This is a genomic window from Planotetraspora kaengkrachanensis (assembly GCF_016862895.1).
GTDB classification, from domain to species: domain Bacteria; phylum Actinomycetota; class Actinomycetes; order Streptosporangiales; family Streptosporangiaceae; genus Planotetraspora; species Planotetraspora kaengkrachanensis.
The window spans coordinates 113738-134362 of the sequence record NZ_BONV01000033.1 but is presented as its reverse complement, the minus strand read 5'-3'; the positions used below and the strand labels follow the sequence as shown (position 1 = coordinate 134362).

Annotated in this window: 17 protein-coding genes; 12 read left to right on the top strand and 5 right to left on the bottom strand. The window is 69.7% G+C overall.

Translation table 11 applies throughout. The features are described from left to right. Window positions 1-158 precede the first annotated feature (158 nt). Window positions 159-1445 carry an RNA polymerase sigma factor gene (locus tag Pka01_RS29685; protein ID WP_203886211.1) on the top strand — a complete coding sequence of 429 codons (1287 nt, stop codon included), beginning with the start codon at window positions 159-161 and terminating at the stop codon, window positions 1443-1445. A 77-nt stretch (window positions 1446-1522) separates the two neighbouring features. On the opposite strand, the gene Pka01_RS29680 is transcribed toward Pka01_RS29685, so the two are convergent. Together Pka01_RS29680 and Pka01_RS29675 are read right to left on the bottom strand one after the other, a co-directional pair. After that, on the bottom strand, window positions 1523-2167 hold the full coding sequence (locus tag Pka01_RS29680; RefSeq protein WP_203886210.1) for an MBL fold metallo-hydrolase: 645 nt from the start codon (window positions 2165-2167) through the stop codon (window positions 1523-1525). A 29-nt stretch (window positions 2168-2196) separates the two neighbouring features. Next, window positions 2197-3003 (bottom strand): maleylpyruvate isomerase family mycothiol-dependent enzyme, encoded by an 807-nt coding sequence (locus Pka01_RS29675; RefSeq protein WP_203886209.1) that lies wholly within the window; start codon window positions 3001-3003, stop codon window positions 2197-2199. Window positions 3004-3288: 285 nt separating this feature from the next. On the opposite strand from Pka01_RS29675, the gene uvrA reads away from it, so the two are divergent. The 6 genes from uvrA to whiA all read left to right on the top strand — a co-directional run bounded on the left by uvrA (window position 3289) and on the right by whiA (window position 12234). Next, on the top strand, window positions 3289-6129 hold the full coding sequence (gene uvrA, locus Pka01_RS29670) for an excinuclease ABC subunit UvrA (RefSeq protein WP_203886208.1): 2841 nt from the start codon (window positions 3289-3291) through the stop codon (window positions 6127-6129). 165 nt (window positions 6130-6294) lie between these two features. Continuing rightward, window positions 6295-6747 carry a Rieske (2Fe-2S) protein gene (locus Pka01_RS29665; RefSeq protein ID WP_239115528.1) on the top strand — a complete coding sequence of 151 codons (453 nt, stop codon included), beginning with the start codon at window positions 6295-6297 and terminating at the stop codon, window positions 6745-6747. Between the two features lie 279 nt (window positions 6748-7026). Next, window positions 7027-8970 (top strand): excinuclease ABC subunit UvrC, encoded by a 1944-nt coding sequence (uvrC, locus tag Pka01_RS29660; RefSeq protein WP_203886207.1) that lies wholly within the window; start codon window positions 7027-7029, stop codon window positions 8968-8970. A gap of 205 nt (window positions 8971-9175) precedes the next feature. Further along, window positions 9176-10045 carry an RNase adapter RapZ gene (gene rapZ / locus Pka01_RS29655; protein ID WP_203886206.1) on the top strand — a complete coding sequence of 290 codons (870 nt, stop codon included), beginning with the start codon at window positions 9176-9178 and terminating at the stop codon, window positions 10043-10045. Between the two features lie 151 nt (window positions 10046-10196). Then, window positions 10197-11189, top strand: a complete 993-nt coding sequence (locus Pka01_RS29650; protein ID WP_203886205.1) for a gluconeogenesis factor YvcK family protein — start codon at window positions 10197-10199, stop codon at window positions 11187-11189. Window positions 11190-11253: 64 nt separating this feature from the next. Then, complete coding sequence (gene whiA, locus Pka01_RS29645) at window positions 11254-12234, top strand: DNA-binding protein WhiA (protein WP_203886204.1); 981 nt, start codon at window positions 11254-11256, stop codon at window positions 12232-12234. A 3-nt stretch (window positions 12235-12237) separates the two neighbouring features. On the opposite strand, the gene Pka01_RS29640 is transcribed toward whiA, so the two are convergent. Continuing rightward, window positions 12238-13011 carry a hypothetical protein gene (locus Pka01_RS29640; RefSeq protein ID WP_203886203.1) on the bottom strand — a complete coding sequence of 258 codons (774 nt, stop codon included), beginning with the start codon at window positions 13009-13011 and terminating at the stop codon, window positions 12238-12240. 209 nt (window positions 13012-13220) lie between these two features. Here Pka01_RS29640 and gap point away from each other — a divergent pair, with 209 nt between their 5' ends. The 5 genes from gap (at window position 13221) to Pka01_RS29615 (ending at window position 16954) form a co-directional block, all read left to right on the top strand. After that, window positions 13221-14225: a type I glyceraldehyde-3-phosphate dehydrogenase gene (gene gap, locus Pka01_RS29635; protein ID WP_203886202.1), complete on the top strand. Its 1005-nt coding sequence runs from the start codon at window positions 13221-13223 to the stop codon at window positions 14223-14225. Further along, on the top strand, window positions 14225-15412 hold the full coding sequence (locus tag Pka01_RS29630; protein ID WP_203886201.1) for a phosphoglycerate kinase: 1188 nt from the start codon (window positions 14225-14227) through the stop codon (window positions 15410-15412). The genes gap and Pka01_RS29630 overlap by 1 nt, the downstream gene beginning before the upstream one ends. Next, entirely contained in the window at window positions 15409-16191 is a 783-nt protein-coding gene (gene tpiA, locus Pka01_RS29625; protein WP_203886249.1) for a triose-phosphate isomerase, read from the top strand. The genes Pka01_RS29630 and tpiA overlap by 4 nt, the downstream gene beginning before the upstream one ends. Before the next feature lie 110 nt (window positions 16192-16301). Beyond that, a complete protein-coding gene (gene secG / locus Pka01_RS29620) occupies window positions 16302-16532 on the top strand; it encodes a preprotein translocase subunit SecG (RefSeq protein ID WP_203886200.1) in 231 nt (76 codons plus the stop codon). 74 nt (window positions 16533-16606) lie between these two features. After that, window positions 16607-16954 carry an RNA polymerase-binding protein RbpA gene (locus Pka01_RS29615; protein ID WP_203886199.1) on the top strand — a complete coding sequence of 116 codons (348 nt, stop codon included), beginning with the start codon at window positions 16607-16609 and terminating at the stop codon, window positions 16952-16954. Between the two features lie 351 nt (window positions 16955-17305). Here the strand turns inward: Pka01_RS29615 and Pka01_RS29610 are convergent, their stop codons facing one another. After that, window positions 17306-18910, bottom strand: a complete 1605-nt coding sequence (locus Pka01_RS29610; RefSeq protein ID WP_203886198.1) for an amidohydrolase — start codon at window positions 18908-18910, stop codon at window positions 17306-17308. Window positions 18911-19107: 197 nt separating this feature from the next. Next, window positions 19108-20505 (bottom strand): NAD(P)/FAD-dependent oxidoreductase, encoded by a 1398-nt coding sequence (locus Pka01_RS29605; protein ID WP_203886197.1) that lies wholly within the window; start codon window positions 20503-20505, stop codon window positions 19108-19110. Window positions 20506-20625 lie beyond the last annotated feature (120 nt).

The window sequence follows — 20625 nt, the reverse complement described above, 5'->3', positions numbered from 1 at the left end:
TCGGCCTTTGCGGTCCCTTCGGCCTTTGCGGTCCCTTCGGCCTTTGCGGGCTCTACGGCCGTCACGGCCTTCACGGGCGGCGGGGCCGCACCGGGACCCGGCTGAGATTTCGGCCCGCGCCTCCCGCGCGGGCCGGCGTGGTGGTTGGATCGGTGGCCATGACGGCCGCCGATCCTCACCGCGTCACGCACCGCGCGATCGAGGCGGTGTGGCGAATCGAGTCCGCCAGGGTGATCGCGGGGCTCGCCCGGCTGGTCCGCGACGTGGGCCTGGCGGAGGAACTCGCGCAGGACGCGCTGGTGATCGCGCTCGAACAGTGGCCCGAGTCGGGCGTCCCCGACAATCCGGGCGCGTGGCTCATGGCGACGGCCAAGCATCGTGCGATCGACCTCCTGCGCCGCCAGACCAGGTACGCCCACAAGCTGGAGGAGATCGGGCGCGACCTCGACGCCCGGCAGCGGGTGGAGCCCGGCCCCGGCTCCTCGGCCGACGAGGACATCGGCGACGACCTGCTCAGGCTGATCTTCACCGCCTGTCATCCCGTCCTGCCGTCCGAGTCTCGCGTGGCGCTCACCCTGCGCCTGCTCGGTGGGCTCACCACCGAGGAGATCGCCCGCGCGTTCCTGATCGCGGAGCCCACCGTCGCCCAGCGGATCGTCCGCGCGAAGCGGACCCTCGCCGCGAAGAAGGTGGAGTTCGAACTGCCGGCGCCGCACGAACTGGCCGACCGGTTGTCGTCGGTGCTCGGCGTGATCTATCTGATCTTCAACGAGGGGTACGCGGCGACGGGCGGGGGCGACTGGACGCGCCCGGAGCTCTGCCAGGAGGCGCTCCGGCTGGGCCGGATCCTGGCCGGGCTGGCGCCAGGAGAGCCCGAGGTGCACGGCCTGGTCGGTCTGATGGAGATCCAGGCGTCCCGCCTGCGGGCCAGGACGGGCCCGGGCGGCGAGCCCGTGCTGCTCCTCGACCAGGATCGGCGTCTGTGGGACCGGCTGCTCATCCGCCGCGGCCTGGAGGCCATCGGCCGGGCCGAGGCGCTCGGCGGCAGGTTCGGCCCGTACGCGCTGCAGGCCGCGATCGCCGCCTGTCACGCCCGCGCGACATCGGGCCGGGACACGGACTGGGAGCGGATCGCGGCGCTCTACCAGGTGCTGGCCCACGTCTCGCCGTCTCCGGTCGTGGAGCTGAACCGGGCCGTCGCCGTCGGGATGGACTCCGGCCCCGCCGAAGGCCTGGAGATCGTGGACGCGCTCGCGTCCGAGCGCACCCTGTCGGCCTATCCTCAGCTGCCCGCCGTACGTGGTGATCTCCTCGCCCGGCTGGGCAGGCTCGACGAGGCGCGGCGGGAGTTCGAACGCGCCGCCGCGCTGACGCGCAACGAGCGGGAACGCGCGCTATTCCTCCGGCGGGCGGCGGCCCGGCAGGACGGGACCCCCACCGGGTGACCGCGTGCCCGCATCGGGCACGCGGCCGTTCATCGCGGCTTCTTCCAGGGTGCGCTCCGGCTCCGGTCAGGCGCTGATCACCAGCCGCGCGCCTTCCATTCGGGGAGGGACGGGCGCTCGACGCCGAGGGTCGTGTCCTTGCCGTGGCCCGGGTACACCCACGTCTCGTCGGGGAGGCGGTCGAAGATCCGCTCGGCGACGTCGGTGAACAACTGCTCGAACCGCTCCGGGTCCTTCTGGGTGTTCCCGACGCCTCCGGGGAACAGCGAGTCGCCGGTGAAGATGTGGGAGTCCTGGTAGAGCAGCGCGATCGACCCCGGCGTGTGCCCGCGCAGGTGGATCACGTCCAGGACGGCGTCGCCCACGGTCACCTGGTCGCCGTGCTCCACCGTCCGCGCGACCGCGACCGGCAGTTCGGGCGCGTCGAGGGGGTGGGCGATCACCTGCGCTCCCGTCGCCCTGGCCACGTCCTCCAGGGCCATCCAGTGGTCCTGGTGGCGGTGGGTGGTCACGATGGAGCTGATCGGCCGATCTCCGATGAGATCGAGCAGGCGGTCCGGCTCCGCTGCCGCGTCGACGAGCAGCCCGTCGCCGGTGGCCGTGCACCGCAGAAGGTAGGCGTTATTGCCGAAGCCACCGACCTCGATCTTGGAAATGGTCAGGCCGGGCAGCTCGCGCACGTCGGCGGGGCCGCCCTGGGTGACGTCTCCGGTGTAGCTCATGATCCTCCTAAGATCCTGTACGGCTCACGCTAGTCACGGTCGGGCGGCCATGTGCGCGGCGGCCGCGCGGGCAGATCCGGCGGAGCGGGCATCACCAGCCATGGAGGCGGCGACGGCGGCAGGCCGGGCGCACCGGCCGTGTCCGCCGGGGAGCACTTCACGACCAGGCCCTCTCCGAACGCCCGCCCGGTGAGCCAGGCGACGAGCTCACGGGGTGAGCCGTGCACGGCGGGACCGCGGCCGAGCCCGCTCCAGATCCGGATCCGCCCGCCGTCCTCCCACCGGGCGACGATCTCGCTGACCGGGCCCTCACCGTGGGGCCACGACGCCATGGTGTCGTGCAGCTCCCGCCTGGCGAAGCTCTCGGGCCAGTCGGCCCAGCCGTAGCCCGCGCCGAGATCGACATGATGGATCTCGAGCTCGCGGAGCCGGCGGGCCGGGATGTACCAGGCGGGATGGTCTGGCGGGCGCATGCCGCACACGGTGGCCGACCAGGCCTCGGAGGGCATGCGGTCGACCGCATCGCGCAGGCGCTCCGCGCTGGCCTCGAGGTCGGCGAGCAGGTCCTCCGCGGGCCGTACGGCACCCGCCTGGATCTCGGCCTCCCGCACGCCGGGAGCGGCGTACTGGGGCGTCCTGACGCCGCTCCTGGCCCAGGTCAGCAGATTGATGTGGCTGTCGGCGTTGCACGCCAGGTGGGCCAGGACGTGCCCCCGGGTCCATCCGGGCAGGAGGGAGGGGGCGCGGACGTCGTCGTCGGTGAGCCGGGCGGCGGTCGCCAGCAGCCGGCTCGTGGATTCATCCAGTTCGGTCTGAAACTCCTCGACAGCGGACATACGGCAATCATGGACCACCTGGTGGACCCGGGTCCCGGCGGCCGTGCCCGGACCGCCGGGGAAGCGCACGCGGGCGCGAGTGGTTTCACAGAGAGAGTTTCCGGCCGGAGTCCGGGACGCGGGTTTGACGGAACTCATACCCTGGATGTGTGGGGGCGTGACCGTTTCGGAGGCGTTCGGCGGCCGCCCGCGCCGGCCGCCGGGAGACGCCCCCGAAATTGTCGGTGGCACCGGATAGCTTGCCCGTGCACCTCCTGTTGACTCCATCGACCTATCGGGACCACCGTGGCTGACCGCCTGATCGTGCGTGGCGCACGTGAGCACAATCTGAAGGACGTCTCGCTGGATCTCCCGCGAGACGCTCTCATCGTCTTCACGGGGCTCTCCGGCTCCGGGAAGTCCAGCCTGGCCTTCGACACGATCTTCGCCGAGGGCCAGCGGCGCTATGTCGAGTCTCTGTCCGCCTACGCGCGGCAGTTCCTCGGGCAGATGGACAAGCCCGACGTGGACTTCATCGAGGGCCTGTCCCCGGCGGTCTCCATCGACCAGAAGTCGACCAACCGCAACCCGCGTTCAACGGTCGGCACGATCACCGAGGTCTACGACTACCTGCGACTGCTCTGGGCGCGGATCGGCAAGCCGCACTGCCCCACGTGCGGGCGGCCGATCGCGCGGCAGACGCCGCAGCAGATCGTCGACCGCGTCCTGGAGCTGGAGGAGGGCACCCGCTTCCAGGTGCTCGCCCCGGTCGTCCGCGGCCGCAAGGGGGAGTACGCCGAGCTCTTCCGCGAGCTTCAGAGCAAGGGTTTCGCCCGGGCGAGGGTCGACGGCACGATCGTCAGGCTGGAGGAGCCGCCGACGCTCAAGAAGTACGAGAAGCACGACATCGAGGTGATCGTCGACCGGCTCGCGGTGAAGGACGGCGCACGGCGCAGGCTCACCGACTCGGTCGAGACGGCGCTGCAGCTGTCCGGCGGGACGATCACGCTCGACTTCGTCGACCTGCCCGAGGGCGATCCCAACCGCGAGCGGTTCTACTCGGAGCACCTCTACTGCCCCTACGACGACCTGTCGTTCGAGGAGCTGGAACCCCGGTCGTTCTCGTTCAACTCGCCCTTCGGCGCCTGTCCGGAGTGCACCGGCCTCGGCACGAGGATGGAGGTCGATCCGGACCTCGTCGTGCCGGACCCGGAGCGCACGCTCGGCGACGGCGCCATCGCGCCCTGGGCCAGCGGCCACACGAGCGACTACTTCGTCCGGATGATCGAGGCCCTGGGCAACGCGCTCGGGTTCGACCTCGACACCCCGTGGGAGCGGCTGTCCAGGAAGGCGCAGAAGGCCCTCCTCAACGGTCACGACGAGCAGGTCCACATCCGCTACCGGAACCGGTACGGCCGCGAGCGCTCCTATTACACGAACTTCGAGGGCGTCATCCCCTGGGTGCAGCGCAGGCACGCCGAGTCGGAGAGCGACGCCAGCCGTGAGCGGTTCGAGGGCTTCATGCGCGAGGTCCCGTGCCCGGCCTGCGGCGGGCGCCGCCTCAAGCCGGTGTCCCTCGCCGTCACCGTGGGCGACGCGTCCATCGCCGACGTCTCGAGCCTGTCGATCGGCGAGTGCGCCACGTTCCTCGGCGCGCTCCACCTGTCCGACCGGGACATGCACGTCGCCGAGCGGGTGGTGAAGGAGATCAACGCACGGCTCGGCTTCCTGCTCGACGTCGGTCTCGACTACCTCACGCTCGACCGGGCAGCCGGGACGCTCGCGGGAGGCGAGGCCCAGCGGATCCGCCTGGCCACCCAGATCGGGTCCGGTCTCGTCGGCGTGCTGTACGTCCTGGACGAGCCCTCGATCGGCCTGCACCAGCGGGACAACCAGCGGCTCCTGGAGACGCTCATCCGGCTGCGCGACATGGGCAACACCCTGATCGTGGTCGAGCACGACGAGGACACGATCGCGGCGGCCGACTGGGTGGTCGACATCGGTCCGGGTGCGGGCGAGCACGGCGGCCAGGTGGTGGTCTCCGGCACGGTCGAGCAGTTGCTCGCCAGCGAGCAGTCGCTCACCGGCGCGTATCTGTCGGGCCGCAAGGCGATAGCCATACCGGACGTGCGGCGCAAGCGGGACCGCAAGCGGCAGCTCGTCGTGAAGGGCGCCCGCGAGCACAACCTGACCGGCGTCGACGTCGAGTTCCCCCTGGGCGTCTTCACGGCCGTGACGGGGGTCTCCGGCTCGGGCAAGTCGACGCTCGTCAACGACATCCTCTACAACGCGCTGGCGAAGGAGCTCAACGGCGCCCGCACCGTTCCCGGCCGTCACTCCCGGGTGACGGGCACCGACCTGGTCGACAAGGTGGTCCACGTCGACCAGTCGCCGATCGGGCGTACGCCGAGGTCGAACCCCGCGACCTACACCGGGGTCTTCGACCACGTGCGCAAGCTCTTCGCCGCCACCGCCGAGGCGAAGATCCGCGGATACCTGCCCGGCCGGTTCAGCTTCAACGTCAAGGGCGGCCGGTGCGAGGCGTGCTCCGGCGACGGCACGATCAAGATCGAGATGAACTTCCTGCCCGACGTGTACGTCCCCTGTGAGGTTTGTCACGGAGCCCGGTACAACCGGGAGACGCTGGAGGTCCACTACAAGGGCAAGACGATCTCCGAGGTCCTCGACATGCCGATCGAGGAGGCCCTGGAGTTCTTCGAGGCCATCCCGGCGATCCGCCGGCACCTGCAGACGCTCAACGACGTCGGCCTCGGCTACGTGCGGCTCGGTCAGCCGGCGACCACGCTGTCCGGTGGTGAGGCCCAGCGGGTGAAGCTCGCCTCGGAACTGCAGCGCAGGTCCACCGGGCGCACGGTCTACGTCCTCGACGAGCCGACCACGGGTCTCCACTTCGAGGACATCCGCCGCCTGCTCGGCGTGCTCAACCGGCTCGTCGACAACGGGAACACGGTCATCGTCATCGAGCACAACCTCGACGTCATCAAGACGGCCGACTGGATCATCGACATGGGGCCCGAGGGAGGCTCCCGCGGCGGCAAGCTGGTCGCCACGGGAACGCCCGAGGACATCGCCGGGATCGAGGACAGCCACACGGCTCTGTTCCTTCGCAAGATCCTCGGAACGTGACCCGTCCGGGCAGGTCGGCGGGGGTCCCGCTTACGCTCCCGAGAGCAGTCGTCCGTCATGCTGAACCATGCCAGGGATGCCGGCCGTTATAGACGACGTAGAGTGACGCGTCGCCGATACGGCGGACGCGGCACCCTGACCTGTTCGCATCATGGAAGGACGATCATGACGGAAACGACCCGACGAGCGATGATCTTCGGTACGGGAGGAGCCGGTCTCGCCGTCGCGCTGACCGCCTGTGCCGGATACACCACCGCCGGGCCGGAGGCCGCCCAGCCCGCCCAGCCCGCGGAAGGGGCAGGCGAGGGGGCCGCCTCGAAGGTCAAGGCCGGCGCCGCGATCGCCAAGACCGCGGACATCCCCGTGGGGGGCGGGAAGGTCATCTTGGCCGCTCAGCTCGTCGTGACCCAGCCCGCGGCCGGTGAGTACAAGGCGTTCAGCGCGGTGTGCACCCACCAGGGCTGCATGGTGGACAAGATCGCCGACGGCACGATCGACTGCCCGTGCCACGGGAGCAAGTTCAGCGCGAAGGACGGCTCCGTGGTGAACGGCCCGGCGTCGGCGCCGCTCCCGGAGATGAAGATCCAAGTGAACGGTGGCGACATCACCCTGGGGTGAGTCCCGCGCCCGGCGCGATCCCCGCGGCCGGTCCGCGACGGCGGCCTGCCACGATCCCGCCGGGCGCTTCCATCTCCCGGAGGGGCCTCCGGCGGTGGCCGGGGGCGATCGCATGAAGAGATCGTGAAGAGCTCGTGAAGGGGAAGTGCCGGCGGTGGCCGGCGCGAGCTGAGCGTCCAGCCGAGGCCGGAGCGATCTCGTGAAGAGGCGGCCTCGGCGGCCGCCCTGAGCGATCTCGCGAAGCCGGAATTGTCGGCGGATCCAAGTAGGCTTCTGAATGTGGCGGATCCGGCAACCTACAGACCGGCGCCCGGATCGATCCCCGAGTCGCCAGGCGTCTATCGCTTTCGCGACCCCGGCGGCCGGGTGATCTACGTTGGCAAGGCCAAGAGCCTGCGCCAACGGCTGAACTCGTACTTCGCGGACTTTGCGGGGCTGCACCCGCGGACCCAGACGATGCTGACCAGCGCGGCGTCTGTCGACTGGACCGTCGTCGGGACCGAGGTCGAGGCGCTCCAGCTGGAGTACTCCTGGATCAAGGAGTTCGACCCGCGGTTCAACGTCAAATACCGCGACGACAAGTCCTATCCGTACCTCGCGGTGACGATGGCGGAGGACTTCCCCCGCGTGCAGGTGCTGCGCGGTGCCAAGCGCAAGGGGACCCGCTACTTCGGGCCCTACTCGCACGCCTGGGCGATCAGGGAGACCGTCGACCTGCTTCTGCGCGTGTTCCCGGTGCGGACCTGCTCCGCCGGCGTCTTCAAGCGGGCCGGCCAGATCGGGCGGCCCTGCCTGCTCGGATACATCGACAAGTGCTCGGCGCCCTGCGTGGGCCGCGTCACGCCCGAGGAGCACCGCGACCTGGCCGAGGACTTCTGCGACTTCATGGCGGGCAACACCACCCGCTTCATCAAGCGGCTCGAGCGTGACATGCGCGCCGCGGCCGCCGTCGAGGAGTATGAGAAGGCCGCGCGGCTGCGCGACGACGTCCAGGCGCTGCAGCGGGCCCTGGAGAAGCAGACCGTCGTCCTCGGCGACGGCACCGACTGCGACGTGATCGCCCTGGCCGAGGACCCGCTCGAGGCGGCCGTCCAGGTCTTCTACGTGCGCGGAGGGCGGATCCGCGGCCAGCGCGGCTGGGTCGTGGACAAGGTCGAGGAGACCACGTCGGGCGACCTCGTGGAGCAGTTCCTCCTCCAGATGTACAGCGAGGCCACGATTCCCCGGGAGATCCTGGTCCCGGCCTCGCCGCCCGACGTCGAGGCCGTCATCGAGTTGCTCAGCGAGCAGCGGGGCTCGCGGGTGGATCTGCGCGTCCCCCAGCGGGGCGACAAGAAGAGCCTGATGGAGACCGTCGAGCGCAACGCCAAGGAGTCCCTGGCCCAGCACAAGCTGCGGCGGGCGAGCGACCTGACCACGCGCAGCCGCGCGTTGCAGGAGATCGCCGACGCCCTCGACCTGGACCAGGCGCCACTGCGCATCGAGTGCTACGACGTGTCGCACATCCAGGGTTCCGACGTGGTGGCCTCGATGGTGGTGTTCGAGGACGGCCTGGCACGCAAGAGCGAATACCGCAGGTTCTCGATCAAGAGCGCCGAGGGCGACGTCGCCTCCATATACGAGGTCATCTGCCGGAGATTCAAGCGCTACCTGGAGGAGCGCGTCGCCACCGGCGAGCTCGACGGTGAGTCCCCGGCGGCGGAAGCGCTCGCGGACCAGGGGAGCGACCCGGCGGTCGGGACGCCCATCGACCCGGAGACCGGTCGCCCGCGCAAATTCGCCTACCCGCCCAACCTCGTCGTCGTGGACGGCGGCCCGGCCCAGGCGGCGGCCGCCCAGCGAGCGCTCGACGAGCTGGGGATCGACGACGTCGCGGTCTGCGGACTGGCCAAGCGCCTGGAGGAGGTCTGGCTGCCGGGGGACGACCTGCCGGTGATCCTTCCGCGCACCAGCGAGAGTCTTTACCTGCTGCAACGCGTGCGCGATGAGGCTCATCGCTTCGCTATCACCTACCATCGGTCAAAGCGGTCCAAAGCGGTGAAGGAAAGCGCGTTGGACCAGGTTCCGGGGCTGGGGCCCTCCCGACGGCAGGCGCTCCTGCGCCACTTCGGCTCGGTCAAGCGGCTGCGGGAGGCGACCGCCGCCGACATCCTCGAGGTTCCCGGCATCGGACCGGCCACCGCTGACGCGATCGTGGCGGCGTTGAAGGACGACCGCGGGTGAACGTCGCGGAACGTCCGCTCGGGGTCGGCTCGGCCCCGAACGGTCACGGGCGGTGGCGGGCCGGTCGCGTGTTGCGGCGAGCCGGTGGCGCGCCGTGGTGTGGCGGTGTCATGCTCCGGGCAAGGGGTGGGTCGTCCACCGGCGGGGGCGCCGATGGGACGAGGCCGTTATCAAGGTCGTTATCAGGCAGGACGGTGAGCGGGCGATGAGCACGACTGAGCCGGCGTTCGTTGTCGTCACGGGCATGTCCGGGGCGGGCAGGAGCACAGCGGCGAAGGCGCTTGAGGATGTGGGCTGGTTCGTCATCGACAACCTGCCGCCTGGTCTGCTGTTCTCCCTGGCGGAGGAGGCGGGCAAGGTCAACCTGGCCGCCGACAAGGTGGCGGCGGTGGTCGACGTGCGCAGCCTTGCGTTCACGACGGACCTCAACGCGGCGATTGAGGAGCTCGACGGCCGCGGCGTGGGCGTCCGGGTGATGTTCCTGGAGGCGAGCGACGACGAGCTGGTCCGCAGGTTCGAGAACGTCCGGCGGCCCCATCCCCTTCAGGGGGACGGCCGGCTGGTCGACGGCATCGGCCGGGAGCGCGGCATCCTCCGCGAAGTCAGGGCCAATGCCGACCTGGTCATCGACACCTCGTCGCTGAACGTCCACGAGCTGCGCAACAAGGTCGTCTCCTTCTTCGGCGGGGAGGACCGGCCCGGTCTCAAGGTCAGCGTCGTCTCCTTCGGCTACAAGTACGGCATGCCGGTCGACGCCGACCTCGTGGTCGACTGCCGGTTCCTGCCCAACCCTCACTGGGTGCCGGACCTGCGTCCTATGAACGGCCTGGACGCGCCCGTGAGGGACTACGTGCTCAGCCAGCCCGGCGCGAAGGAGTTCCTCGACGGATACGAGGACGTCTTCGGGGTCGTGGCCGCGGGATACACCCGCGAGGGCAAGAGCTACGTGACCCTCGCCGTCGGCTGCACCGGCGGCAAGCACCGCAGCGTCGCCATGGCCGAGGAGATCGGCTCCCGACTGCGGGAGCACGGCATGGACGTGCAGGTCAGCCATCGCGACATGGGCCGCGAGTAGCCTCCTCGGATCTCGCGGCGCCTTCCGCCGCGCCCTCGCCCGGCGCCTGCCCTTCCGCGCAATTGTGGATCTTCCGGAGCTTTTTCGTAGAGTAGGGCTTTCTGGAAAAGGGCTTCGTTAGGGTTAGGCGAGCCGTCGGGCGAGGAGGAGCATGAACGAGCTCGCCTTTGGACTCGGTGAGTCCGCAGTCCCCGGGGAGTTCGCGAGTCCCCCACCTGGGCCGAAGGTCGTCGCTCTCGGCGGCGGCCACGGCCTGTACGCCTCTCTGTCGGCCCTGAGACGGGTCACCGGCCACCTCACGGCGGTCGCCACCGTGGCCGACGACGGGGGCTCCAGCGGCCGTCTGAGGCGTGAACTCGGCGTGCTGCCACCCGGCGACCTGCGCATGGCGCTGGCGGCCCTCTGCGGCGACGACGAGTGGGGCAAGACCTGGAGCGAGGTCGTCCAGCACCGGTTCCGCAGCGAGGGCGAGCTTCACGGGCACGCCATCGGCAACCTTCTGATCGTGGCCCTGTGGGAGTTGCTCGACGACCCCGTCAAGGGACTCGACTGGGTGGGGCGGCTGCTCGGCGCGCACGGCCGGGTCCTGCCCATGGCGTCGGTTCCCCTGGACATCGAGGCCGAGGTCGAGCTGGACGGGGTGATCTCCGTCGTCCGGGGACAGGTGGCCTGTGCGCTGACCCCCGGGCGGGTGCAGGCGATCTCACTGGTGCCGCCGGACCCGCCCGCCTGCCCCCAGGCGGTCGAGGCGGTCGAGGACGCCGACTGGGTGGTGTTCGGCCCCGGCTCCTGGTTCACGAGCGTGCTGCCGCATCTCAAGGTGCCCGAACTGGCCCGTGCGCTGCACGCGACCAGCGCCAGGCGCATGGTCGTACTCAACCTCGCGCCGCAGCCGGGGGAGACCGACGGCTTCTCCCCGGAGAAACATCTGGAGGTGCTCAGGGACCACGCGCCGTCGCTGCTCGTCGACGCGGTGGTCGCCGACCAGAGCGTGGTCGACGATCCGCGGGCCCTGGAGAAGGCCGCCGTGTCCCTCGGCGGCCGATTGGTTTTGGCCGATGTGGCCGCTTCTGACGGATCTCCGAGGCACGATGGACCACGTCTTGCCGCGGTCCTGGACGAGATTTTCCACGAGAAGCGGTGATCCCTGTCTGTCAAGGTGCGAGAGACTGGCTCCCGTAAGTCTGGTTCGGGGAGGACACGCGCAGATGGCCATGACGGGTGTGGTGAAAGACGAGCTGAGCCGCCTATCGGTGCTCAAGCCTTGCTGTCGTAAGGCCGAGGTGTCGACGCTGCTGCGGTTCGCCAGCGGACTGCACCTGGTAGGCGGTCGTATCGTGATCGAGGCCGAGCTGGACACCAACGTGACGGCCCGCCGGCTCATCAGGGACATCGGCGAGGTGTTCGGCCACCGGGCCGAGGTGCTCGTGCTGGCGCCGGCCGGGCTGCGCAAGGGTTCGCGGTACGTCGTACGGGTCTACAAGGACGGCGAGGCCCTCGCCCGGCAGACGGGGCTGATCGACAATCACGGCCGCCCGGTCCGCGGCCTGCCCCGCCAGGTGGTGTCCGGGGCCACGTGTGACGCCGAGGCCGCATGGCGGGGGGCGTTCCTGGCCCACGGCTCGCTCACCGAGCCCGGCCGTTCGATGTCGCTCGAGGTCACCTGCCCGGGACCGGAGGCGGCGCTCGCCCTGGTCGGATCCGCGCGCAGGCTCAAGATCCACGCGAAGGCGCGGGAGGTGCGGGGCGTGGACCGGGTGGTGGTCCGCGACGGCGACGCGATCAGCGCCCTGCTGACCCGCCTGGGGGCGCACGACAGCGTTCTGGCCTGGGAGGAGCGGCGGATGCGCCGCGAGGTCCGGGCGACGGCCAATCGCCTGGCCAACTTCGACGACGCCAATCTCCGCAGGTCGGCCCGGGCGGCCGTCGCCGCGGGCGCCCGGGTGCAACGCGCTCTGGAGATCCTCGGCGAGGATGCTCCCGAGCACCTCGTGGTTGCGGGCCGGCTCCGGGTCGATCACAAGCAGGCGTCCCTCGAGGAGCTCGGCCAGATCGCGGACCCGCCCCTGACCAAGGACGCGATCGCGGGGCGGATCCGGCGGTTGCTGGCCATGGCGGACAAGCGGGCTCAGGATCTCGGCGTCGCCAACACCGAGGCCAACCTCACGCCCGACATGCTCGCTCCCTGAGCGTCAGCTTCGGGCCTTCTCCAGTTCGCCGTCCTCGGCGTCGGTCCGGGCTGCCGCGGTTTCCTTGGCGGCCTCGGGGATCGCCTCGCCTTCCACCGTGTCGTCCTTCGTGTCGTCCTTGACGGCGGCTGCGGGCTCCGGGGCCGGCTCGCTGCTCGGCGCTTCGGCCGGGGCTTCGGCTTCAGCGGTCTCGGCACCGGCAGCCTTGGCTTCGGCGGTCTCGGCGGTCTCGGCGGCGGCGTCAGGCGTGCCGGCCGTCTGGGACTCCTGGGACGCGTCCTGCGCTCCGCCGGCCTCGGGAGCAGTCACCGGAGCTGCGGAGGCCGCCGCGGCCCCCTGCAGGACACCCTTCACACGAGCGTTCACGAAGGAGAAGCCGGCGGACGCACCGACCGCCCATATGAGCACGGTGATGAGGTCGACGAGCTCGCCGATGTTGTCCTTGACCAGGGTGAATGCGTCCCAGTAGGACAGCGGGAAGCCTGCTTCTGCCGCTATCTTGACGGTCAGCGCGACGTCTCCGGCAAGGGTGCCGAGGATCGCGCCGGCGAGTGCGATGACGGCCGCGATGGCCGGCAGAGCAGGATGGGCGGGCTTGGCGGCCATCATGGCGAACCCGACGAGGATGCCGATGGCGATCGTGCCGTAGCTGTACTCGTGCTTGGTGACGTCGATGATCACCGCGTAGAGGACCGCGCCGACGATGGCCGCGGCAAGACCGGCGAGGATGCCGGGAACCAGCCCGCTCTTCTGCTGGGCCGGGGAATTCTCATACATGGGGGGATTCCTGGGAGAGAGGAGATGGGTGTGACAAGCCGGGCACATTACCCCAGAGGCTGACTCTTGGCGCGCGCTTTACCTGACTGTGGCATGACCCACCCGCGCGTGGTCTAGTCCAATTTGCGTCCGATAAGGTCTGTCATTGAAGTTTCACGCCAGCCCTGTCGCCGGAGAGCCGGCGCACGACGTACGAGGAGATCGGATCCGTGAGCATCCGCGTGGGCGTCAACGGCTTTGGCCGTATCGGCCGCAACTTCTGGCGCGCAGTGGCGGCCAGCGGTAAGGACATCGAGATCGTCGCGGTCAACGACCTGACCGACAACGCAACGCTCGCCCACCTGCTGAAGTACGACAGCATCCTGGGCCGCCTGCCGTACGAGGTGAAGGCCTCGGCGGATGAGATCACCGTCGACGGCAAGGCGATCAAGGCCTTCGCCGAGCGTGACCCCGCGAAGCTGCCCTGGGGCGACCTGGGCGTGGACGTCGTCGTGGAGTCGACCGGCCTGTTCACCGACGCCACCAAGGCGCGGGTGCACGCCGACAACGGCGCCAAGAAGGTCATCATCTCCGCCCCGGCGAAGAACGAAGACGTGACGATCGTCATGGGCGTCAACCACGAGTCGTACGACCCGGCGGCGCACACGATCATCTCCAACGCGTCCTGCACCACCAACTGCCTGGCCCCGATGGCCAAGGTCCTCAACGACACCTTCGGTATCGAGAAGGGTCTGATGACCACCATCCACGCCTACACGCAGGACCAGAACCTGCAGGACGGCCCGCACAAGGACCTGCGCCGCGCCCGCGCCGCCGCGCTGAACGTCGTGCCGACCTCCACCGGTGCGGCCAAGGCCATCGGCCTGGTCCTGCCCGAGCTCAAGGGCAAGCTGGACGGCTTCGCGATGCGCGTGCCGATCCCCACGGGCTCGGCCACCGACCTGACCGTCGAGGTCAAGCGTGAGACCACCGTCGAGGAGGTCAACGCCGCGCTCAAGGCCGCCGCCGAGGGCCCGCTCAAGGGCTACCTGTCGTACACCGAGGACGAGATCGTCTCCTCCGACATCGTGACCGACCCGTCGTCCTGCATCTTCGACGCCGGTCTGACCAAGGTGATCGGCAACCAGGTCAAGGTCATCGGCTGGTACGACAACGAGTGGGGCTACTCCAACCGCCTCGCGGACCTCATCGACTACGTGGGCGCCTCCCTCTGATGATCGGAATCGACGAGCTCGACGTGAAGGGTCGGCGCGTCTTCGTGCGCGCCGACCTCAACGTGCCCCTCGACGGGGAGACGATCACCGACGACGGCCGGATCAGGGCGTCGGTGCCGACGATCAAGAAGCTGCTCGAGCGCGGCGCCAAGGTGATCGTCGGCGCCCACCTCGGCCGCCCCAAGGGCGCTCCGACGCCGAAGTACTCCCTCGCCCCGGTCTCCCGGCGGCTGGCGGAGCTGCTCGGCGAGGACGTGGCGTTCGCGACCGACGTGGTCGGCGAGTCGGCCGGGAGCGTGACCGAGGCCCTCCAGGACGGCCAGGTCGCGCTGCTGGAGAACCTGCGTTTCGAGCCCGGCGAGGAGTCCAAGGACGACGCGGTCAGGGGGGAGTTCGCCGACAAGCTGGCGGCCCTCGCCGACCTGTACGTCGGGGACGGCTTCGGCGCGGTGCACCGCAAGCACGCCAGCGTCTACGACGTGCCGCAGCGCCTGCCGCACGCGGCCGGCGACCTGGTGCTGACCGAGGTCGAGGTGCTCAAGAAGCTCACCGAGGACCCGGCCAGGCCGTACGTCGTGGTCCTGGGCGGCGCGAAGGTCTCCGACAAGCTCGGCGTCATCGCCAACCTGCTGTCGAAGGTCGACCGGCTGCTCATCGGCGGCGGCATGGCCTACACCTTCCTGAAGGCGCAGGGGCACGAGGTCGGCAACTCGCTGCTGCAGGAGGACCAGCTCGACCAGGTCCGCGGCTTCCTCAACGAGGCCGCGTCCCGTGGGGTCGATCTGGTGCTCCCCGTGGACGTGCTGGCCGCCACGCACTTCGCGGCGGACGCGCCCCACGAGGTGGTGGACGCCACCGCGATCCCGGCCGACCGTGAGGGCCTCGACATCGGGCCGAAGACGCGGGAGCTGTTCGCCGCCAAGCTGGCGGACGCCGAGACGGTGTTCTGGAACGGCCCCATGGGCGTGTTCGAGTTCGAGGCGTTCTCCGGCGGCACCCGTGCCGTGGCCGAGGCGCTCGTCCGGTCCGGCGCGTTCACGGTCGTCGGCGGCGGCGACTCGGCGGCCGCGGTGCGGCTGCTCGGTCTTCCTGAGGACGGCTTCTCGCACATCTCCACCGGTGGCGGCGCCAGCCTCGAGTACCTCGAAGGCAAGACGCTGCCCGGGCTCGCTGCTCTGGAGGCATAGTGGCTCGAAAGCCGCTCATCGCCGGCAACTGGAAGATGAACCTCAACCACCTCGAGGCCATCAACCTGGTGCAGAAGCTGGCGTTCTCGCTGAACGACAAGGACTTCGACGCCGTCGAGGTCGCGGTGCTCCCGCCGTTCACCGATCTGCGCAGCGTCCAGACGCTGGTCGACGGTGACAAGCTCCGGATCGTGTACGGCGGGCAGGACCTGTCCCACCACGACTCGGGCGCCTACACGGGGGACATCTCCGGGGCGATGCTCGCCAAGCTCGGCGCGACCTTCGTGCTGGTCGGGCATTCCGAGCGCCGGCAGTACCACCACGAGGACAACGGCCTCTGCAACGCGAAGGTCAAGGCGGCCTACCGGCACTCGATCACGCCGATCCTGTGCGTCGGCGAGGCACTCGAGATCCGCAGGGAGGACCGCCACATCGAGCACACCGTGGGCCAGCTCGTGGGCGGGCTCGAGGGCGTGCCGGCCGAGCAGGTCAAGTCGCTTGTGGTGGCTTACGAGCCGGTCTGGGCGATCGGTACCGGTGAGGTCGCCACCCGGGAGGACGCCCAGGAGGTGTGCGGAGCCCTCAGGGCGCGACTCGCCGAGCTGTATGGGGACGAGGTGGCCGCGTCGGTCCGTATCCTTTACGGAGGCTCGGTAAAGGCGGACAACATCGCCGGCATCATGGCGGAGCCCGACATCGATGGCGCCCTCGTCGGAGGGGCAAGCCTCGACCAGGGAGAATTCGTCAAGATTTGCCGCTTTCGGGAGATGTCTGGCTAGCTGGGCCGTTTAGGGGGTACGAGTTGACAACAAGTCGTACCCTCGTAGTGCAAGATTGAATCGTCACGCCGAATGGCGTCGTACACGCCCCACATAGGAACAGGTCTACGGTGACAATCGGAATCTCCATCGCTCTCATCCTGTCGAGCGCTCTGATGGTGCTGCTCGTCCTGCTCCACAAGGGCAAGGGCGGCGGTCTTTCGGACCTGTTCGGCGGTGGTTTCACCTCGTCCTTCGGTGGATCGTCGGTGGTGGAGCGTAACCTGGACCGACTCACCGTCATCACGGGCGTGATCTGGTTCGTCTGCATCATCGCGCTGGGTCTGCTGCTCAAGCCGTAGCGGCTTGTCAGGCGAACGCGTGATCTGGATTCACCTCCCCGTGTCCCCGGGGCGATCGAGCAAGGAGTTCATCCGTGGGTAGTGGCAACGCGATCCGTGGCAGCCGAGTCGGTGCCGGCCCCATGGGGGAGGCCGAGCGCGGCGAGGCCGCTCCCCGCGTGCGGGTCTCGTTCTGGTGCGCCAACATGCACGAGACGCGTCCCAGCTTCGCCAGTGACGCGGCCGTCCCGGAGTACTGGGATTGCCCCCGGTGCGGGTTGCCGGCCGGTCAGGACGAGGCCAATCCGCCCGCCCCGCCGCGGAACGAACCGTACAAGACGCACCTCGCGTACGTGAAGGAGCGTCGTAGCGACACGGACGGCGCGCAGATCCTCGCCGAGGCACTGGAGCGCCTGCGGTCGTCTTCTCGCCCGATCTACTAGGTCGTACGGCACGCCGACGAAACAGGTCCCCGCGACGGAAACCGTCGCGGGGACCTCGTCGTTTCCGGCGGGCCGATGCCGCAAGTGAGCGTGGGGCCACGAGACCGCAAGTGCGCGTGGCACGATCCGGGGCGCGGCGCCACCCGGACAGAGAACGAGATCTCGATCATCGTTGGATGCGGAGGTTCCCGTGCTGCCTGCTTGGATGAACGCACGACCATGAACCCCCTTCTCGAGGACCCCAGGCCGCGGGGTCAGGGAGGCACGGCGGGAACGGGGTCCGTCACCGTGACGGTGGCCTCGGCCGGGGGCACGAGTTCCCCCGGCGTCGCCTGCACCTATACCTGACCGTCAGCCGTGCACCTGCTCGCCGTCCACGAAGGTCATCCGGGCCTGGGTGGTCCAGATCTCGCCGGGCTCGAGCGTGAAGGGATCCCGGTCGAGCACGACGAGGTCGGCCGGCCGGCCCTCCTCGATCGTGCCGGCGGGAGATCGGTTCACCCAGGCCGAGCCGGCCGTGTAGGCGTTCATGACCGTCCTGAGGTCGATGCTCTGGCCGGGGAGGAACGGCGTCTGCGCGGTCGGGTAGGACGCGTGGACCGAACTGCCCGGTTCGGTCCGGTTGACCGCGACGTGCATGCCCTGGATCGGGTCGGCCGACGAGACGGGCCAGTCGGAGCCCGCCGCGAACCTGGTGCCGTGCCGTACGAGATCGGCGAAGGGGTACTGCCACGCCGACCGCTCCTCGCCCAGGAACGGGATGCACAACTCGTCCATCTGGGCGTGGTGGGTCGCCCAGAGCGGCTGCAGGTTCGCGGTCACGCCGAGTTCGGCGAAGCGCGGGACGTCCTGCGGCGTGATGATCTGGAGATGGGCGATGTGGTGCCGGTTCTCCGGACGCGTGCCGGACAGGGCGTCCAGCGTCTCCCGTACGGCGCGCTCGCCGATGGCGTGGAAATGGACCTGGAAGCCGAGCTCGTCGAGTTCCTGGACGTAGCCTTTCAGCAGCCCGGGGTCGACGTACGACAGACCGGTGCCGCCGCAGCGGCAGTAGGGCTCGATGACGGCCGCGGTGAAGTTCTCGGCGATGCCGTCCTGCATGATCTTCACGGAGGTGGCGCGGAACCGGTCGAGGCCCCCGGCCCTGGCGCGCCGATCGACGAGCTCGGGGATCTGTTCCGCGCCTCGCGTCCGGTCCCACCAGAGGGCGCCGACGACGCGCGCCTTCAGGCGGCCCGCGCCGGCGGCCTCGATGTAGGTGGGCAGGTTGTCGTCCGATCCGGCGTACGAGCCGACGATCGCGTCCTGCCAGCCGGTGATCCCGACCGAGAAGAGGTACGCCTGGGCGTCGAGGAGGGCCGCTTCGGCGTCGGCGGGGGTCGGTCGTGGTGTGAGGAGGCCGACCAGGTCCATCGCGCCCTCGTGCAGGACTCCGCTGGGTGTGCCGTCGGGGTCGCGCTCGATGCGGCCGTCGGCGGGGTCGGGGGTGTCCCGGGTGATCCCTGCCACCTCGAGCGCGCGGGTGTTGACCCAGGCGGCGTGGTGGTCGCGCTGGATCAGGTAGACGGGCCGGTCGAGGAAGTCCAGCTGGGATCGGTGGGGGAGACCGTTGGGGAAGGCTGACATGTCCCAGCCGCCACCATCGATCCACTCCTTATCCGGATTTTTCATGGCATAGTCGGCTACTTTTGCGACGTAGGCGTCCAGGCCGTAGATCTCCGACAGTTCGCACTTGGCCCGCTCGAGGCCCGCCTGTACGGGGTGGATGTGAGCGTCGGTGAATCCCGGTGTCAGCAGGCCGCCTTCGAGTTCCACCGGCTGGGCCGTGGGCGAGAGCCGTACGAGGTCGGACTCGGCGCCGACGGCGGCGATGCGGCCGTCGCGGACGAGAACCGCTTCGGCGAAGCCGTCCGGGATGAAGGCGCGGCCGCCGCGGAAAAGGATGTCACTGCTCACAGGCCTGGTGCCCTTCCAAGTGGTGCATGATCACGAATGGTGTCCCCTCAGGTCAGAGTAGTCGGCGCCGAATCTGTGCATGATCACGGCTGGCGTCGGGCCAGCTCACCGGGCTGATCGCCGAAAGTGTGCATGATCACCTCCAGGGGGCTCCAGGGGGCTCCAGGGGTCTCCGGCGGGTGCATGATCACCTCCAGTCAGTGGCCGGTGATTTTGTTGGCGATCTTGGCGAGGGTGGAGGTTCTGGTCATTCCGCGGCTCTCCCGGGCGTCGGCCAGGCGGTAGAGGCGGTACATCGAGTGCACGCCGAGCCAGCGCAGCGGCTCGGGCTCCCAGGAGCGGACCCGGCGGTCGACCCACGGCAGGGAGGTCAGCTCGGTGTCCCGCCCGAGCACGAGGTCGCACAGCGTGCGCCCGGCCAGGTTCGTGGTCGTCACCCCGTGCCCGGTGTAACCCCCGGCCCAGCCGAGTCCGCTCGCGTGGTCCACGTGGACGGTCGCACACCAGTCGCGCGGCACGCCGAGCACGCCCGACCACGCGTGCGCGACCCGCGACGAGGCGACGGCGGGGAAGAACGAGGTGAGCAGGTCCCAGAGGGCGTCGACCGTCCAGGCGTGCGTGTGCCCGCGCTCGTCGATCTTCGATCCGTAGAGGTACGGTTTGCCCCGGCCGCCGAAAGCGATGCGGTCGTCGGCGGTCCGCTGGGCGTACATGTAGTAGTGCGCCATGTCGCCGAGCAGTTCGCGGCCGTCCCAGCCGATGGAGTCCCACACCTGGGCGGGCAGCGGCTCAGTGGCGATCATGGAGCTGTTCATCGGCAGCCAGTCGCGGTGGTGTCCGGGGATGGTCGCGGTGAATCCCTCTGTGCAGCGCAGCACGTGGCGGGCGGTCACCGTGCCGTACGGTGTGACCGCCCGGCCGGGGGCGATCTCGGTGACCGGCGTCCGCTCGTAGATCTTCACGCCGAGGTCCCGTACGGCCCGGGCCAGCCCCTGGGCGAGTTTCGCCGGCTGGATCCGGGCGCAGTGGGGGCTCCACGTCGCGCCGACGGCTCCGCTCACCCTGAGGCGCGCGTCCATCTCCTCGGGGGACAGCAGGCGGACGTCGTCCTCGGTCCAGCCCCACTCCCGCTGCCAGTCGAGGTCCTCCCGCAACCGCCGGGCCTGGGCGGCGGACCTGGCCACGGTGGTGATGCCGCCCTTCACGATGTCGGCGTCGACGCCCTCCTCGGCGGCCACCCTGACGACCTCGTCGACCGCGGCGAACATCGAGCGCTGCAGCCGTCTGGCCGCGTCCGGGCCGTGGGTCTTCGCATACCGCTCGGGCGTGCCGGCGAGCGCGCCGGTGAGCCATCCGCCGTTGCGCCCGGAGGCGCCGAAGCCGGCGAACTCCTTCTCCAGCACCACGATGTCGAGCGACGGCCGGGCCTTCTTCAGGTAGTAGGCGGTCCACAGCCCCGTGTAACCGGCTCCCACGACGGCCACATCGGCCTGTACGTCGCCCCCGAGGGGTTCGCCGGGCACCGGGAGTCCGATGGAGCGATACCAGAACGACACGTCGCCGTTGACGAAACCCGAGGACAGCGGAGCATTCATGGTGCACATACTGCTATATCCGTACTCTTCAGCACATCATGCGACGGAAGTCGTTGGCTAATCGCGATGCTCATGCTGATAACGGCAACTTTCTGTGCGTATATCGGTCTGAAACGGCAG

Excerpts from the sequence above, each read along its gene's own strand:
- Pka01_RS29685 (WP_203886211.1), top strand. The coding sequence starts at position 159 with ATGACGGCCGCCGATCCTCACCGCGTCACGCACCGCGCGATCGAGGCG.
- Pka01_RS29680 (WP_203886210.1), bottom strand. The coding sequence starts at position 2,167 with ATGAGCTACACCGGAGACGTCACCCAGGGCGGCCCCGCCGACGTGCGC.
- Pka01_RS29675 (WP_203886209.1), bottom strand. The coding sequence starts at position 3,003 with ATGTCCGCTGTCGAGGAGTTTCAGACCGAACTGGATGAATCCACGAGC.
- Pka01_RS29665 (WP_239115528.1), top strand. The coding sequence starts at position 6,295 with ATGACGGAAACGACCCGACGAGCGATGATCTTCGGTACGGGAGGAGCC.
- rapZ (WP_203886206.1), top strand. The coding sequence starts at position 9,176 with ATGAGCACGACTGAGCCGGCGTTCGTTGTCGTCACGGGCATGTCCGGG.
- Pka01_RS29650 (WP_203886205.1), top strand. The coding sequence starts at position 10,197 with ATGAACGAGCTCGCCTTTGGACTCGGTGAGTCCGCAGTCCCCGGGGAG.
- whiA (WP_203886204.1), top strand. The coding sequence starts at position 11,254 with ATGGCCATGACGGGTGTGGTGAAAGACGAGCTGAGCCGCCTATCGGTG.
- Pka01_RS29640 (WP_203886203.1), bottom strand. The coding sequence starts at position 13,011 with ATGTATGAGAATTCCCCGGCCCAGCAGAAGAGCGGGCTGGTTCCCGGC.
- Pka01_RS29630 (WP_203886201.1), top strand. The coding sequence starts at position 14,225 with ATGATCGGAATCGACGAGCTCGACGTGAAGGGTCGGCGCGTCTTCGTG.
- Pka01_RS29605 (WP_203886197.1), bottom strand. The coding sequence starts at position 20,505 with ATGAATGCTCCGCTGTCCTCGGGTTTCGTCAACGGCGACGTGTCGTTC.